The 15,077-nt window shown below is 70.4% G+C and carries 13 protein-coding genes; 8 read left to right on the top strand and 5 right to left on the bottom strand.

Translation table 11 applies throughout. From position 1 onward, the window contains the following. Both D7W81_RS15210 and D7W81_RS15205 read right to left on the bottom strand, forming a co-directional pair. Window positions 1–1,206: sigma-54-dependent transcriptional regulator (locus tag D7W81_RS15210; protein WP_147445493.1), on the bottom strand; the 1,206-nt coding region annotated here is incomplete at its 3' end. Between the two features lie 7 nt (window positions 1,207–1,213). Then, window positions 1,214–2,200 carry a sensor histidine kinase gene (locus tag D7W81_RS15205; RefSeq protein ID WP_120556095.1) on the bottom strand — a complete coding sequence of 329 codons (987 nt, stop codon included), beginning with the start codon at window positions 2,198–2,200 and terminating at the stop codon, window positions 1,214–1,216. 76 nt (window positions 2,201–2,276) lie between these two features. Here D7W81_RS15205 and D7W81_RS15200 point away from each other — a divergent pair, with 76 nt between their 5' ends. Then, the gene (locus D7W81_RS15200) at window positions 2,277–5,129 is read left to right on the top strand and encodes a fused MFS/spermidine synthase (RefSeq protein WP_244227223.1); all 2,853 of its coding nucleotides are present in this window, start codon (window positions 2,277–2,279) and stop codon (window positions 5,127–5,129) included. A 174-nt stretch (window positions 5,130–5,303) separates the two neighbouring features. Next, window positions 5,304–5,570 carry a hypothetical protein gene (locus D7W81_RS15195; RefSeq protein ID WP_120556093.1) on the top strand — a complete coding sequence of 89 codons (267 nt, stop codon included), beginning with the start codon at window positions 5,304–5,306 and terminating at the stop codon, window positions 5,568–5,570. 112 nt (window positions 5,571–5,682) lie between these two features. On the opposite strand, the gene D7W81_RS15190 is transcribed toward D7W81_RS15195, so the two are convergent. Next, complete coding sequence (locus D7W81_RS15190) at window positions 5,683–6,879, bottom strand: hypothetical protein (RefSeq protein WP_120556092.1); 1,197 nt, start codon at window positions 6,877–6,879, stop codon at window positions 5,683–5,685. 327 nt (window positions 6,880–7,206) lie between these two features. On the opposite strand from D7W81_RS15190, the gene D7W81_RS15185 reads away from it, so the two are divergent. From D7W81_RS15185 to D7W81_RS15160, 6 genes are all read left to right on the top strand, one after another. Continuing rightward, entirely contained in the window at window positions 7,207–7,671 is a 465-nt protein-coding gene (locus tag D7W81_RS15185) for a hypothetical protein (RefSeq protein ID WP_147445492.1), read from the top strand. Window positions 7,672–7,764: 93 nt separating this feature from the next. Continuing rightward, complete coding sequence (locus tag D7W81_RS15180) at window positions 7,765–9,093, top strand: amidohydrolase family protein (RefSeq protein WP_120556090.1); 1,329 nt, start codon at window positions 7,765–7,767, stop codon at window positions 9,091–9,093. 14 nt (window positions 9,094–9,107) lie between these two features. After that, complete coding sequence (locus D7W81_RS15175; protein ID WP_120556089.1) at window positions 9,108–10,094, top strand: class I SAM-dependent rRNA methyltransferase; 987 nt, start codon at window positions 9,108–9,110, stop codon at window positions 10,092–10,094. Between the two features lie 33 nt (window positions 10,095–10,127). After that, the gene (locus tag D7W81_RS15170; protein ID WP_120556088.1) at window positions 10,128–11,348 is read left to right on the top strand and encodes a serine/threonine protein kinase; all 1,221 of its coding nucleotides are present in this window, start codon (window positions 10,128–10,130) and stop codon (window positions 11,346–11,348) included. 29 nt (window positions 11,349–11,377) lie between these two features. Then, window positions 11,378–12,175 (top strand): tRNA pseudouridine(38-40) synthase TruA, encoded by a 798-nt coding sequence (truA, locus tag D7W81_RS15165; protein ID WP_120556087.1) that lies wholly within the window; start codon window positions 11,378–11,380, stop codon window positions 12,173–12,175. Between the two features lie 22 nt (window positions 12,176–12,197). Then, window positions 12,198–12,896, top strand: a complete 699-nt coding sequence (locus D7W81_RS15160; RefSeq protein ID WP_120556086.1) for a hypothetical protein — start codon at window positions 12,198–12,200, stop codon at window positions 12,894–12,896. Between the two features lie 49 nt (window positions 12,897–12,945). Here the strand turns inward: D7W81_RS15160 and argC are convergent, their stop codons facing one another. After that, window positions 12,946–14,016: an N-acetyl-gamma-glutamyl-phosphate reductase gene (gene argC, locus D7W81_RS15155; RefSeq protein WP_120556085.1), complete on the bottom strand. Its 1,071-nt coding sequence runs from the start codon at window positions 14,014–14,016 to the stop codon at window positions 12,946–12,948. Next, window positions 14,013–15,074, bottom strand: coding sequence for a DUF1611 domain-containing protein (locus D7W81_RS15150; protein WP_120556084.1), 1,062 nt, complete (start codon window positions 15,072–15,074; stop codon window positions 14,013–14,015). Before D7W81_RS15150 ends, argC begins: the two co-directional genes overlap by 4 nt. Window positions 15,075–15,077 lie beyond the last annotated feature (3 nt).

The following is a 15,077-nucleotide window of genomic DNA, read 5'->3' as shown; positions in this document are numbered from 1 at the left end:
GTCCAGGGGGCCTGAGGGGTGGACTTCCAGGGTGGGCAGGTCGTCGCCCCGGAGCACGTCGCCGGGGGCGAGCACCACGGCGCGGGTGAGGACGTTCTCCAGCTCGCGCACGTTGCCGCGCCAGGGCAGGCGCGTGAGGCGCTCCATCACCTCGTGGGGCACGCGGGTGACGCGCTTGTGCACCTTCTCGTTGATGCGCTCCAGGAGGTGCTTCACCAGCGGGGGGATGTCCTCGCGCCGCTCACGCAGGGGCGGGATGACGAGGGTAATCACCTTGAGGCGCTGGTAGAGGTCCTCGCGGAAGCGGCTCTGGTCCACCTCGTCCGCCAGATGGCGGTGGGTGGCGGCGATGACGCGGGCGCGCAGCTTCACGCGCTTGACGCCGCCCACGCGCTCGAACTCTCGCTCCTGGAGCACGCGCAACAGCTTCGCCTGGAGCATCAGCGACATGTCGCCAATCTCATCCAGGAAGACGGTGCCGTCCTCGGCCAGCTCGAACTTGCCGGGCTTGGCACCCACGGCGCCGGTGAAGGCGCCCTTCTCGTGGCCGAACAGCTCGCTCTCCAGGAGCGTGTCCACGATGGCGGAGCAGTTGATGCCGATGAAGGGGCGGGGCTCGTCGTAGGAGTAGTTGTGGATGACGCGGGCGATGAGCTCCTTGCCCGTGCCGCTCTCGCCGTTGATCAGCACCGTCGCGGTGCTGCTCGCGACCTTGCCAATCTCCTTCACCAGCTGCTGCATGGACGGGCTGGTGCCCACGATGTCGCCCAGGCGGACGACGGCGTTCTCGCGGTGGACCTCATCCGCGCGGCGCGACAGCTGCCGGTACTCCAGCGCGCGCTCCACGACGAGGTCCAGGGCGGCCGGGTCCGGGAAGGGCTTGTGGATGTAGTCGAACGCACCGGCCTTCATGGCCCGGATGGTCGTCTCCATGTCGTGGTACGCGGTGACGAGGATGATGCGCGCGTCGCCGCACAGCCCCTTCATCTCCTCGATGATCTCCAGGCCCGTCCGGTCCGGGAGCATCATGTCCAGGATGACCACGCTGGGCATGTTCTCCTGGGCGGCCTTGAGGCCCGCCGCGGCGCTGGTCGCCGTGACGACCTGGTAGCGCGGCTGGCCGTCGTCCTGCTCGATGTCCTCGAAGTGCATCGTGAGGGTTTCGAGCAGCGACACGTCATCGTCGACGATGAGGAGGGTCTCCATGGGGTCCTCAGGCGGCGAAGGTCAGCGTGAACACCATCCCTGGCTCCGCACTCCCCTGGGCCGCGACATCGCCGCCCACCCCCGTCATCACCCGCCGCAGGGCGGCCAGGGACAGCCCCGCGCCCCGCGCCAGCCGCGAGCCGAAGGGGTCGAACAGCGTGCCCCGCTCCTCCGGGGGCAGGGCCGCGGCTGGATCATCCAGGATGAGGCTGACGTGTCCGGGGTCGGGCTGGCGCAGCGTCACCTGGACGCGGCCCTCTTCCGGCAGGCCCATGGCCACGTTGAGCAGGACTTGAGCGAGCACGGGCCTCAACCGGTTGGGATCCACCCTCACGCGGGGCAGGTCCGCCTCTTCCTTCACGTCCACCTCGATGCGGCGCTCGGCCAACTCCGGGGCCACCATGGCGGTCGCCTCCTGGACGACCGAGCGCAGGGCGTGGGCATCCAGGTTCGCCACGCTCTCCCGGCCGTATTCGGAGAGCAGCCACAGCATGCGCTCCATGGTCCGGATCTCGCGGTTGGCGATGGTGAGCCGCCGCTTGTCCCGGTCCGACAGGCCGGTGTTCCGGGCCAGCGTCTGCACCGCCATCTTCACGGAGGAGAGCGGGTTGCGGATCTCATGGCTGAGCGACGAGGACAGCTTGGAGATCTGCACCGGCGGGGCGCCCTCCAGCACCGTGCCCAGGTCGAGCACGCCCGCGGCGGCCTCCTCGCCATCCATGCCCAGCACCAGCCGCAGGTGGGACGCGGGCGGGTTGCCGGTGGGGCCGCCCGCGGAGAGGGTGACGAACTCCACCGCGCGGCGGTCCTCGCGTGCCCGCGCATCCAGTTCGCGGGCGCGCTCCTGCGGAACCCCGAGCGCGGTGTGCAGGGGCATGCCCACGAGCGCCTTGGCGTCGCGGCGCAGCACCTGGGCGCAGTCCCCCTCGGCACGTGTCACGCGGAGGTGGGGGGACCAGGCGAGCTGCGCGGCTTGCAGGAGTTGGGCGTTCATTGGTGGACCTGAAACATACCGGGTAACGTCGAGTGCTGTCCCTATGACCCGCACTCCACGTCCTCCGAAGAACCTTGTGGCCGCCCTTCTGTTCCTGTCCGGGGCGACGGCGCTCGTCTACGAGCTTGTCTGGTCCAAATACCTGGGGAACGTGCTGGGCAACAGCGGGCAGGCGCACGCCGTCGTGCTGGCCACGTTCATGGGGGGGCTGGCGCTGGGGGCGTTTGTCTTCGGGCGGACAGCGGACCGGGTGAAGAGCCCGCTGGCGCTCTACGGTGTGCTGGAGCTGGGCGTGGGGCTGTACGCGCTGGCGTTCCCCTACGTCCTGGGTGCGCTGGAGCACCTGTGGCTGGCCCTGGCGCCCCACGTGCCGGAGGGCCTGCGGGTGGCGCCGCGCCTGCTCGTGTCCTCGCTGTCGCTGGTGGTGCCCACGCTGCTGATGGGCGGCACGCTGCCGGCGTTGGTGCGCCACTTCGCGGCCAGCCTCTCCGGGGTACGCAGGGAGCTGGCGCGGCTGTATGCCATCAACAGCCTGGGCGCGGCGGTGGGGGTGTACGTGGCGGGCACGCGGCTGGTGCCGCTGGTGGGCCTGTCCGCGTCCGCTCAAATCGCCGCCGGGCTCAACGTGTTCCTCGCACTGGCGGCGCTGGCGCTGGCGCGGCAGCACCCACCGGCGGTGGTGGTGGGCGCGGCGCCGTCCGCGGAGGACGTGGCCTATCCCCGGCGGGCGGTGCGGGCGGCGCTCATCGGCGTGATGCTGTCGGGCTTCACGTCCATGCTGTATCAGGTGACGTGGATTCGCCTGCTGGCCATCGTGCTGGGGGCCTCCACGTATGCCTTCACGCTCATCCTGACGGCGTTCATCCTGGGCATCGGCCTGGGCAGCTTCTGGCTGATGACGCGCAAGGAGGGTGGGGACTCGCTGAAGATGTATGGCTGGACGCAGGTGGGGCTGGTGTTGAGCCTCTGCGTGGCGCTTCCCCTGTACGTGCGGCTGCCGCACCTGTTCCGCTGGTCGGAGTGGATGCTCACGCGCGCGGTGGAGACGTGGCCCATCTTCCAGGGCATCACGTTCGGGTTCTGCTGTCTGGTGCTCCTGGTGCCCACGTTCATCATGGGCGTGGCGTTCCCGGCGGCCGCCCGCGTGGCCACGGCGAAGGTGTCCGAGGTGGGGCGCGAGCTGGGCGGCGTGTACCTGTGGAACACGGCGGGCACGCTGTCCGGCTCCGTGCTGGGCGGGCTGGTGCTGATGCCCTTCTGGGGCATGCAGGGCAACTTCATCGCGGGGGCGGTGGCGAACCTCGTCGCCGCGGCCCTGGCGTTCCGCGCGGTGTCCGCGGCGAAGGAAGGGGAGGGCACAAACCCGGTGGTGCCCGCGTGGCGCACGCTGGCGCCGGTGGGCGTGGCGGCGGTGCTGGCGGTGGTGGTGCTGGGGAGCATGCAGGGCTGGCCGCAGCGGCTGTCCAGCATCGCGGCGGTGCGCGCGTACCAGAAGCCTCCGGAGAGCTACGCGAAGCTGGTGGCGGACACGGAGCGGACCATCGTCCCGCGCTTCTACGCGGATGACACCTTCGCCACGGTGATGGTGGGGGACCTGGCGAGCGAGAGCCTCCGCTTCATGAAGATCAACGGCAAGACGGACGCCACGAACGGAGGCGACATCGAGACGCAGGTGATGGCGGGCCACCTGGGCGTGCTGCTGCACCCGCGCGACCCGAAGAACGTGCTCGTCATCGGCTCCGGCGCGGCCATCACCACGGGCAGCGTGCTGGCGCACCCGGTGGAGCGCCTGGACATGGTGGAGATTTCGCCGGCGGTCATCGAGGCGGCGCGTCTGTTCAAGGCGGACAACCGCAACGCGGTGGATGATCCGCGCACGCACGTGCACATCGACGACGCGAAGACGTTCATGGCGCTGGCGCCCATCAAGTACGACCTCATCGTCAGCGTGCCGTCCAACCCCTGGGTGACGGGCGTGTCCGGCCTCTTCACGCGCGACTTCTTCCAGCTGGTGGACAAGCACCTGACGGACGACGGCGTGCTGGTGCAGTGGATCCACACCTACGAGAGCAACCGCGAGCTGGTGCGGCTGGTGATGCGCACGCTGCACGACACCTTCCCGCACGCCACGACGTGGCTGGGGCCGGAGGACCTGGTGATGGTGGCCAGCCGCAAGCCGCTGTCGTTCGACGCGGCGGTGGTGGCGGCGCGCATGGCCCGGCCGGACGTGAAGGCGGACCTGGGGCGGGTGGAGATCAACGACCTGTTCGGCCTGTTGTCCAAGCAGGTGCACACGGAGGCCGGCCAGAAGGACTTCGCGGGTGAGGGCCCCATCAACACGGACGACCACAACCTGCTGGAGTACGCCTCGCCGGTGGCGTTCTTCCTGGCGAACCTGGATGTGCGCGTGAAGGACGAGCGCCGGTCGCCGGACTCGGGGCCGGGGCTGCTGTTGCACCAGTACCTGCGCGAGCACCCGCCCACGGCGGAGCAGGTCGCGGGGCTGTACCGCAACGTGGAGCGCTACCATTCAGAGAAGGATCCGGTGGTCCGGGGCGTGGCGACGCTGTGGCGTTCGCTGGCGCCGGAGGACCCCGCGTCGGCGCTCGCGCTGGGCAAGACGGCGCTGGCGCAGGGGGACCTCTCCCTGGCGGCGTCGCTGCTGGAGCCGGAGGTGGCGAAGGGCGGCCGTTCACCAGAGCTGGTGACGGAGTACCTCAAGCTGGTGACGGCCCAGGCCTGGTCCACGCGCACGGTGTGGACACCGATGAACGCGGACGTCGCGCTGGCGGTGGGCCGGGAGCTGGCGGCGCGCCACCCCCAGGACAGGAAGCTGCAGAAGGCGTTCAAGGCCTACTGCGAGGCCCTGCCGCCCGCCGCCTGCGGAGGTCCGGCCCGGACTCCCACGGCGGCCCCCGGCGGGCCCTGAAACAGGGGGGAGCGAAGCCTTGAGAGGTTCCAGATCCGCGATATTGCTTGATCAGCCCCCCCATCCTCCCGATGACGGATGGAGGTGCTTGCCCGCCCGTTGTACTGTCCGTATCGACCCTGACTTCCCGCAGGGTGTGTCTCTCCACCGCTGCAACGACCCCCGGAGTTCCCCATGAACGCGATCGCGAAGGCCCCGAAGAAGCAGTTCCGCAAGAACCGTGGTCAGGGCATGACCGAGTACATCATCATCGTGGCCCTCATCGCGATCGCCGCCATCGGCGTGATCACCCTGTTCGGCGACAACATCCGCAAGCTGTTCGGCGCCTCCGCGGCGGCGCTGGCCGGCAAGGACAACGTCGAGAACGACGGCCAGGAAGCGACGGACCAGCTGAAGAAGAAGACGATGAAGAACTTCGGCCAGAACAACACCTACAACTGAGCCACCTCGGTTGTGCGGAAATGGCAGGTCCCTCCATCTGGAAGGGCCTGCCATTTTTCTTTGCGGGGCAGGGGTGGGCCCAACAAAGGCCCCGGGGGACTCCCGAGACTGACTACCGGGCCTCGGGCGCCGGGCGGGGCGCGGGCGTGAAGCCCAGGCGGCGCAGCATCACCTGGCGGATGGAGGGGATGCGGAAGCGGAAGATGAAGGCATCCGCGAAGTAGTGGGCGAGCACGCATGCGAAGCTCAGCGAGGTGAGGGCACGCAGCACGGGATGCGCCTGCGCGCCGCCGCCGATGCCCAGCGAGCCGCGGATGGGGCCGTCCAGCAGGAAGGCATGCACCGTGCCCAGCGCGAACAGCGGGATCATGGACGCCGCCATGGCGGGCAGGATGAGCTTGCGGCTCAGGCGAGGGGCGTCGCCTTCACGCGGCTCCAGCATGCGGGCACTGAGGATGTAGTACTCCAGGCCGTGCATGCCCGGGAGCATCACGTAGCCCCAGGACGGGGCCGCGAGCGCAAGGCCAGTCGCCGTGGCCATGCCCAGGAGGTAGAGCACCTTGGGGCCGCTGGCGGTGCCGGAGCGGAGCACGGCGCGGAAGAGCAGGAGGAAGTAGCCCAGCCACACGGCGAGGAGCACGGGCAGCACCTGCCACGGAAGGACGGCGCCCTGGCCCACGTCGAGCCAGGCGGGGGCGCCCGGCGCGGCGGACTCGGCCACGAAGAAGATGCGGACGAGGAGGAGGGAGAGGAGCAGCGGGACGTAGCACTGCTGGAGCTTGCGCTCGAGCGCGGAGGGCGGCGCGAGGCCCGCCTGTCCGCCGCGCAGGCCGTGCAGGGACCACAGGCCCCGGTGCTGAGACAGGGTGTGGTGCAGGCCGAAGACGTTGAAGATGACGGCGACGGCGAAGGTGTGGATGGCGCGGTCGGCGTAGAAGGTGAAGAACAGCGCCGCGCCCACGGCGAGCGTGGCCAGCGCGCCAGCGAGGATGGTGCGCGGCTGGTTCGGGGCGGCGGTGAGCACGTCGCGGTGCACGCCGAAGAGCAGGAACGTGAGGATGACGTGCGTGGCATTGCCCAGGAGGTTCTGGGCCGTCCACCCCAGCAGCCGGTGGGCACTGTCCTCTGCATCCGGGGCGAGGAACGCGCTGGCGACGGCGGCCACCAGGGTCAGGGCCAGGGGGATGCCCAGGATGACCAGGTCGGCCCGGGGCGAGAACAGCCACAGGCGGCGAAAGCGCAGGGTGCCGGGTGCGGCGGGCGTGTCCTGCTCCGTGGCGGTGGCGACTCCGGGGCTCAGCGGTGTCATGGGAGGTGGAGTATACCGGGTCGCCAGGGGCCTAGAACCCGGGCTCCTTGCCGTCCTGCCTGCCGGGCAGGAGAGAGTCTCCGTCCAACCCCTCTCCGGACCGAATCCATGAAAGTTCCGTCCACGCGACAGTTCACTCCGGAGCTTCTTCCTCCGGCGAGCCGCGACACTGGAATGAAATCATCCGCTCGCGGACTTCCGCGGTTGGGAATCATTGGGTTGGTGTGTGGCTTCGTGCCGTCGGTGGGCGTCCTGCTTGCGCTGAGTGCCCTGGGGGTTGGCCAGATCCTGCTGGGAGATCCGCACCCTTTCCCGGGTGACCCACCCGTGGACCTGCTCACGGAGCTCGCGTTCTGCGGATGGTTGTTTCTTCTTGTCGGCTATTGTTGCTTCTTCGTCGCCCGGAAGGTGCCTGATCGCATCGTCCATCTCTGGCGAAGGGTGCTTCCTCCGTTGGCCCTGTTGTCATTGCTCGCGATGTCGCCGGCCCTTGCCCAGGTCGCAGGCAGACATTGGGGGGAATGGAGTCGCCTCAAGACCGTGCTTCAGGACAACGAGGCCCGGGTCCGTGCACTCTCCAGCCGGACCGATGGCTCCTTGACGGAGGAGGAGTTCGCGCGGGCGAAGGCATGGTTTCTGGAGGAGCCCGTCACCTTCCGCTTCGAGACGGAACCTGAACCCGTGAGGCTTCGCCTCTTGAGGTCCGTTCCTCCCTACGTGGGGGTCGATTTCGGGCAGGGACGGAACGCGATGTTCGATCCGGTGACGATGCGTTGCGTTTATTCGAATTGAGTGGCCGGAGCCCTGCATGGCTCCCCGCCTCGGGGCCTCCAATAGGAGCCGGGGTTCATCCGCCACCTACCCCGTGCTAAAACGGGAAGGTCCATGGAAGGCCGACTGCTTCTGAAGAACTGCGCCGTGTTCCGTGCGGACGGTCGCGTCCGCCACGGCATGGCCGTCGTCGTGGAAGAGGGCATCATCCGCCGCGTCGCCCCCGACGCAGAGGTGCCCGTGCTGCCCGGTGACTGGGAGGTCGCCTGTCGCGGCCGGCTCGTCGCCCCCGGCCTCGTGGACTGTCACTCGCACATGGTCAACGGGCAGCTGTTGCCCCCCAATGGCGACTTCCTCCTGCGCCAGCCCCGCTCGCGCCTGGAGCGCATGCGCTCGGTGGCCAACCTCCTCACCGCCGAGGACGTGGAGGTCCTGACCCGCTTCGCCGCCGCCCGCGCGCTGCTCGATGGCGTCTCCCTCGTCGTCGACCACCTGTCGTGCCCCACCGACGTCGCCGGGGGACTGGAGGGCCAGGCGCGCGCCGCGGACTCGCTCGGCATCCGCCTGGTCACGTCCCACTCCACGCACAGCCTGGACGGCGCGGAGGTGGCCCATGCCCAGGCGGACGCCAACGCAGACTTCGTCCGCCGCTACCGCGCACACCCCCGCGTCCGCGGCGCGCTGGGCTTCCATGCGTCGTACACCTGCGAGGACTCGCTCCTGGCCCGCATCGCGGGACTGCGCGCGGAGCTGAACGCGGCCGTCGTCTTCCACCTCGCGGAGAACGAGGACGACCTGTCCACCACCTACGCCACGCACGGCGTCCGCGTCGTGCCCCGCCTGGATGCGCTCGGCCTGCTGGGGCCCCACGCCATCGCTGGCTACCCTCGCGCCGTGGAGCGCTCCGAGTCCGAGCGGCTGGCCGCCTCCGGTACCTTCATCGCCCTCACGCCCCGCACCACGCGCTCCATGGACCGCGCGGCCGAGTCCGCCGACGGCGCGCTGTCCAGCCTCCACCTCGTGGGCCTGGGCACCGGCGGCCATGGCACCCTCCAGGAGGAGCTGGGCGGGGCGCTCGTCAGCATGCTGTCCCTGGCCCGCTCCGGCCGCATGCCGGACCTGGATGACTCGCTGGCGCACCTGTTCGTCAGCGGCCCCGCGGAGCTGTGCACCCGGCTGTATGGCAAGCCCTCGGGCGGCGTGGAGGAGGGGAGCATCGCGGACCTCGTCGTCTACGACGCCATCCCCGCCGCGGACCCGGAGACGGGCTACTCGCCCTACCTCCTGGGCCAGCTCGTCGCCGCCCGCGTGGCGTGGACCATCGTCGACGGCCGCGTCTGCGTCCGCGAAGGGCAGCTCCTGGGCAGTGACTACGTGGACCTGGCCCGCGACGCCGCCGCCGCGCTCACCCGCGTCTGGTCCCGCGCACGGCTGGGTTCGTAGGGTAGAAGGGGCGCGTGAGTGCCCTGCCTCCCTGCCTCGTGGACCTCCTGCGCGACTCCCGCGTCCGCCGGGGGCCGCTGCTCTCAGACCCCGCCACCTCCGCCTTCCGCCTCCTCAACGGCGCCGCGGACGGCGTGCCCGACGTCACGGCGGACATCTTCGGTGACGTCGTCGTGGTCAGCCTCTATCGCGACCTGACCGAGGCCGAGGAAGCCGCGCTGCTCGATGCCGCCGTCGCCGCGTGGGCGCCCCGGAGCGTCTACTTGAAGCGCCGCCCCCGGGAGGCCCGCGTGCTCGCCAACGTGGCGAAGGACGCGCTGGCTCCGGAGACCGCCGCCCGGGGTGAGCCCGTGGAGGACTTCGTCTCGAAGGAGAACGGCCTGTCCTTCCACATCCGCCCGGGACAGGGCCTCTCCGTCGGCCTCTACCTGGACATGCGCGACACCCGCGCGTGGCTCCAGGCCCAGGCCTCCGGCCTCACCGTCCTCAACCTCTTCGCGTACACCTGCGCCTTTGGCATTGCCGCGACCGCCGGGGGGGCGAAGCGCGTGCTCAACATGGACGCCAGCCGCCGCGTGCTCGAATGGGGCGAGGAGAACGCGCGCCTCAACGGTCAATCCGTGGACCGCTACGACTACGTGGCGGGCGATGTCTTCGATTGGCTCGGGCGGCTGGCGAAGAAGGGGGAGGCCTTTGACGTCGTGGTCGCGGACCCGCCGTCCTTCTCCACCACGAAGACGACGCGCTTCTCCGCCGCCCGCGACTACGCCCGGCTGGCCGAGGCCGCCGCGAGGGTGGTGGCTCCCAAGGGCCGCCTGGTCGCCTGCTGCAACCTGGCGGGGCTGCCCTCGCGCCGGTTCGAAACGATGGTGCTGGAGGGCGTGACGCGGGCTGGCAGGGCGGGGAAGACGGTGGGGTCGCTCGGTCCCTCGGGGCTCGACTTTCCGGCGTCCGTTGGTGAGGAACCGGCACTCAAGGTGCACGTCGTCCAACTTCGTTAGCGCCGCCGGGCAGGGCGCGGCTACATTGCTCCCATGGCTCCCGCCGCCTCCTCGCCCCCGCGCGACGCGTTCCGCTTCGGCAACTACCGGCTCATCGACCGGATTGCCGTGGGGGGCATGGCGGAGATCTTCCTCGCGCACCAGGTGGATGCCAGCGGCGACGAGACGCCCATCGTCATCAAGCGCATCCGCCCGCATCTGTCCAAGCACGCGGCCTTCGTGAAGATGTTCCTCAACGAGGCGCGGCTGGCCGCCCAGCTCAACCACCCCAACATCGTGCAGATCCACGACCTGGGGAAGATCGTCGACAGCTACTTCATCGCCATGGAGTACGTGTCCGGCCGCGACATGCGCCGCGTCGTGCCCAAGGCCGAGGCCATGGGGATTCCCTTCCCCATGGTGTACGCGCTGAAGATCGCCTCCTGCGTCTGCGCGGGATTGCACTACGCGCACCAGAAGAAGGACCGCTACGGCAACCCGCTGAACATCGTCCACCGCGACGTGACGCCGGAGAACATCATCGTCGCGTTCGACGGCTCGGTGAAGGTGCTCGACTTCGGCATCGCCAAGGCCGCCAACCAGGTGGAGGAGACGCGCTCGGGCGAAATCAAGGGCAAGCTCAGCTACCTCTCCCCGGAGCAGTGCCTGGGCCGGCCGCTGGACTGCCGCAGCGACATCTTCTCGCTGGGCACCGTCCTCTACGAGTGGCTCACCGGCTTCAAGCTCTTCACCGGTGACTCCGACGTCGCCGTCATGCGCAGCATCACCGAAGCGAAGATCTACGCGCCGTCGTACTTCCGCGAGGACCTGCCGGAGCGCGTGGAGGCCATCCTGATGCGCGCGCTCGCCCGCGACCGCGAGCGCCGCTACCAGACGGCGCTGGACATGCAGCGCGACCTGGACGCCTTCCTGGACGCGTATGACTTCACGCCCACGCCGCTGCACCTGGCCAACTTCGTCAAGCAGCTCTTCGAGGACGAGCGCCCGCAGGAGTTGAAGCGGCTGTCCACGCGCCAGTCCTCCGCGCCCACGTCGGAAGTGGCGCTGGAGCTGGCGGAGGTCGTGGCGTCCGTGGACGGCCCGCCCACGGAGGCCATGCGCCTGGACGAGCTGCCCGCCACCGAGCCGCGCCTGCTCGCGCTGACGCTGGACCCGGCGTTGTACGAGAAGCTGGAGGCCCAGGCCCGCCGGGCGAACGTCTCCCTGGCGAAGCTGGCGGCGGATGTCCTGGAGGGCTGGCTGAAGACGCGCTGATCCGCGTGTCTCTTGGTCTCGCTGTATCCATGCCCCGGCTGAAGCTGACGCTCGAATACGAAGGCACTCGGTACGTGGGCTGGCAGATTCAGCCCAACGGGCCGTCCATCCAGTCCACGCTCCAGGCCGCACTCCAGAAGCTCCTGGGGGAGCCCGTGTCCGTGACCTCCGCCGGCCGCACCGACTCCGGGGTGCATGCGACGGGGCAGGTGGCCTGCTTCGACACGCCGCGCGTGCTGCCGATGAAGGCGTACACGATGGGCCTCAACGGCATCCTCCCGCCGGACATCGCGGTGGTGGCCGCGGAGGAGGTGGCGCCGGGGTTCGACCCGCGCCGCTGGTCTCGCGGCAAGCGCTACCGCTACCGGCTGAGCAACCGGCGCACGCGGTCCCCGCTGTTGCGCACGACGCACTGGGAGCTGTTCGCCCCGCTGGACGTGGAGGCCATGCGCCGCGCGTCCGGGGCGCTGCTGGGCCGGCATGACTTCTCCGCGTTCCGCGCCGCGGACTGCCAGGCGAAGCACGCGGTGCGCGAAATCCATCAGGTGCGCGTGGAGGGCACGGCCGGCGACACCCTGGCCGTCGTGGTGGAGGGCACCGCGTTCCTCAAGCACATGGTGCGCAACCTGGTGGGCACGCTGGTGGAGGTGGGCAAGGGACGCCGCCCCGAGGCCTGGGTGGCCGAAGTGCTGGCCTCTCGCGACCGCCAGCTGGCCGGGGCCACCGCGCCGCCGCAGGGGCTGGTGCTGGAGGCGGTCTTCTACGGCGACGGCCCGCCTCCTCGCTCGGCGGGGGACGCGGCTGTCGGGGAAGAGGACGAAGGGTGAGAGTGCGATAGGCTTTCGGGCCGTGAGCTCCAAACCCAGTGCCCTCGAGCCCCTGCGCATCCGCGTCCGCCGCTTCCAGTTCATCGTCGGACTGGGCTTCCTGTCGCTGGTGCTGGGGGCCATGCTCAGCGTGTCGCTGGTGCTGCGCCTGCACTCGCGGGTGAACGCGCTGTCCTCCGACTTCGTGCGCATCCCGGTGGCGGTGGTGCTGGAGGACCTGTGGGTGCTCGCGGTGCTGCCGGTGCTCTGCTACGGCGCCGCGCGCATCGTCGCGTTGCGCACGTGGACCACGGCCATCGGGGCCGCGGTGTCCGGCGGTGTGTTCGTGCTGGCGCTCAACTTCGTGCGCGACGGCATGGAGGGGCTCACCACGGGCTGGAGCTTCGCGTCGGCGCTGCGGATCGCGGCCTTCGTCGGAGGCATCCTCTTGAGCGCCCGGGCCATCCGCGCGGGCCGTACCGCCGCGGAGCGGGGCTCCGCCGCCGCCCAGGAGAAGGCCGCGTCGCGCAAGTCGGAGTACGACGAGTTCCTCAAGGCCGCCGAAGCGGGAGGCGCGCGCCTGGAGCAGCGCGAAACTGGCGCCGCCGCTCCCGTCGCGAGTGATTCCGCCGCGACGCCGGGGGCAACCGCGACGGCAACGCCCGCGCAGCCAGGGGATGCGAGCGGCACGGGAGAGGCCAGCGCACCCTCGGCCGACGTGCCGAAGACGCCCGCTGCCTGAGCACCGCGGCCCCGGGCGCGGTGCCGATGACGCCCGGGGCTTCACGTTCCTACGGGTAGCAGGCCGCCTGGCGCAGGCCGGTGTCCTCGGCGAACCCGAGGGCCACGTTGAAGTTCTGCACCGCCTGCCCGGCCATGCCCTTCACCAGGTTGTCCAGCGCCGCCATCACCGCCACGGAGCGGCCCTTCGTCGCCACGGAGATGTCGCAGAAGTTGCTGCCCGCGACGGCCGCCACGCGCGGCGTGCCCTCCACGATGCGCACGAACTTCGAGCCCTCGTAGTAGCGGCGGTACTTCTCCGTCAGCGACTGCGTCACCACCGCGCCGCCGTGCTCCGGCCACTCGAACTGCACGGTGGCGAAGATGCCGCGCACCATGGGCGCCGAGTGCGGCACGAAGGCCAGCCGGTGCCGCTGCGCGCCGTGCGCCACCAGCATCACCTCCACCTCCGCCTCGTGCTGGTGCTCCAGCGGCTTGTACGCGCGGAAGTCGTGCGCGCGCGTCGGGTGGTGCGTGCCCTCGCCCGGCAGCGAACCGGAACCGGACGAGCCCGTCACGCCCGACACCGCCAACAGCCCCAGCCCCGGCGTGGCCGCGATGGGCAGGAGCGCCAGCTGCACCGCCGTCGCGAAGCAGCCCGGGTTGGCGATGCGCTTCGCCGTCTTCACCTGCTCCCGCTTCCACTCCGTGAGGCCGTAGGTGAACGTGCCCAGCAGCTCCGGGGACGGGTGCGGCCGGCCGTAGGCGCCCGCGTACCGGCCCGGGTGGTCCAGGCGGAAGTCGGACGACAGGTCCACCAGCAGCATCCGGTCCGCGAGCCCCGCGTCCGCCCACTGCTTCTCCAGCCCGGCGAACTGCGACGCCAGCTCCCCGTGCCCCAGCGCGCTGAACACCACCGGGCGCGGCGAGTCCGCCAGCCAGCGCCAGTCCGGCGCCGCCTCGAAGCAGCCGTCCACCAGCCCGCGCAGGTGCGGGTGCACCTTGTGGATGGGGGAGCCCGCATGGTGCCGCGACACCACGCGGATGCCGGCGTTGCCCGGGTGGCCCGCGAGCAGCCGCAACAGCTCGCCTCCGCCGAAACCGGAGGCTCCCAGGATGTAGATGTGCGCAGGCGACGTCATGACTTCCTCCCCGCTCCCAGCTTGGGCGCGAGCTTCTCCACGATGAGATTGCCCAGGGCGTTCGGATCCGCGCGCGCGTTGCGAGCGGGCAGCCCCACCACCTGCTCCACGAAGCGCACGCCCACCGCGTTGTCCGTGGCGGGCCCGGCCACCATGTCCATCTCGATGCCGTACACCTCGCGCAGGTGCCGCACGCCGCCGGCCGCGCCCACGGGGTCGTTCGCGCACAGGATGAACGCGCCGCCCAGCGCCTTGAGCTCCGGGTCCGCCAGGATGGCCTGCACGCCGTACTCGCCCATGATGCCGTCGCCCGTCTCCGCGACGATGACGTCCACCTCCTGGGCCGCCATCTCCGAGAAGACAATCCGCGCCACCTTGGACGCGGTGCGCGCGCCGGTGCACACGACGCCCGCGTCGGTGAAGTCCATCACCACGTCCGCGCCGCTGTCCTGCATGGACAGGGTGTCGCGCATCAGCGACACGCCGGTGAGCTTCGCGCCGCCCACGCGGTAGCCCGCCTGGGAGAGCTTCCGCACCACGACGCTGGCCGCGTACGTCTTGCCCGCGTTCATGCAGGTGCCCACCACGTACACCACCGGGCACGTCACCGCCCGCGACGTGCCCTTGAGCGCGCCGGTGGAGATGTGTGCGTGCTGGCCCGCGCGCGACTGGAACTCCGGGAAGGTGAGGACCTGGCCCAGCACCTCCGCCTCGAACGGGGGGCCCACGCCCGGGTTGTGCGACGTGCACTTCCCGATGACGCCGCCCATGTTGAGGATGTGGAGCTTGTCGCCTACGGCAACGGACGCGGGGACGATGCCCTCGTAGCCGTGCAGGGCGTTGCGGTGGCCCAGCGCGCCCACGACGATGTCGCCCGCGTGGAGCGTGACGAGCCGGCCGTTCACGTCCTCCAACTGGTTGTAGACGCTCTTCTCCCCGTGGATGCGTACCGCGATGACGGCGCCTTCCTCGCACTTGACCTCATCCGTGAGGTGCACCGTGCGCCCCACCTGGAGGTTGCGCGTGACACTGCCCACCTTGTCGACGTGGATCTTCATGTC

This window comes from Corallococcus aberystwythensis (genome assembly GCF_003612165.1).
GTDB classification, from domain to species: domain Bacteria; phylum Myxococcota; class Myxococcia; order Myxococcales; family Myxococcaceae; genus Corallococcus; species Corallococcus aberystwythensis.
The sequence above is the reverse complement of the archived record's forward strand: the minus strand, read 5'-3'. Positions and strand labels throughout refer to the sequence as shown.

What these genes read in the sequence shown, in the direction of transcription:
- argC (WP_120556085.1), bottom strand. Translation starts at nt 14,016, where the DNA reads ATGACGTCGCCTGCGCACATCTACATCCTGGGAGCCTCCGGTTTCGGC.
- D7W81_RS15195 (WP_120556093.1), top strand. Translation starts at nt 5,304, where the DNA reads ATGAACGCGATCGCGAAGGCCCCGAAGAAGCAGTTCCGCAAGAACCGT.
- D7W81_RS15180 (WP_120556090.1), top strand. Translation starts at nt 7,765, where the DNA reads ATGGAAGGCCGACTGCTTCTGAAGAACTGCGCCGTGTTCCGTGCGGAC.
- truA (WP_120556087.1), top strand. Translation starts at nt 11,378, where the DNA reads ATGCCCCGGCTGAAGCTGACGCTCGAATACGAAGGCACTCGGTACGTG.
- D7W81_RS15190 (WP_120556092.1), bottom strand. Translation starts at nt 6,879, where the DNA reads ATGACACCGCTGAGCCCCGGAGTCGCCACCGCCACGGAGCAGGACACG.
- D7W81_RS15150 (WP_120556084.1), bottom strand. Translation starts at nt 15,074, where the DNA reads ATGAAGATCCACGTCGACAAGGTGGGCAGTGTCACGCGCAACCTCCAG.
- D7W81_RS15170 (WP_120556088.1), top strand. Translation starts at nt 10,128, where the DNA reads ATGGCTCCCGCCGCCTCCTCGCCCCCGCGCGACGCGTTCCGCTTCGGC.
- D7W81_RS15205 (WP_120556095.1), bottom strand. Translation starts at nt 2,200, where the DNA reads ATGAACGCCCAACTCCTGCAAGCCGCGCAGCTCGCCTGGTCCCCCCAC.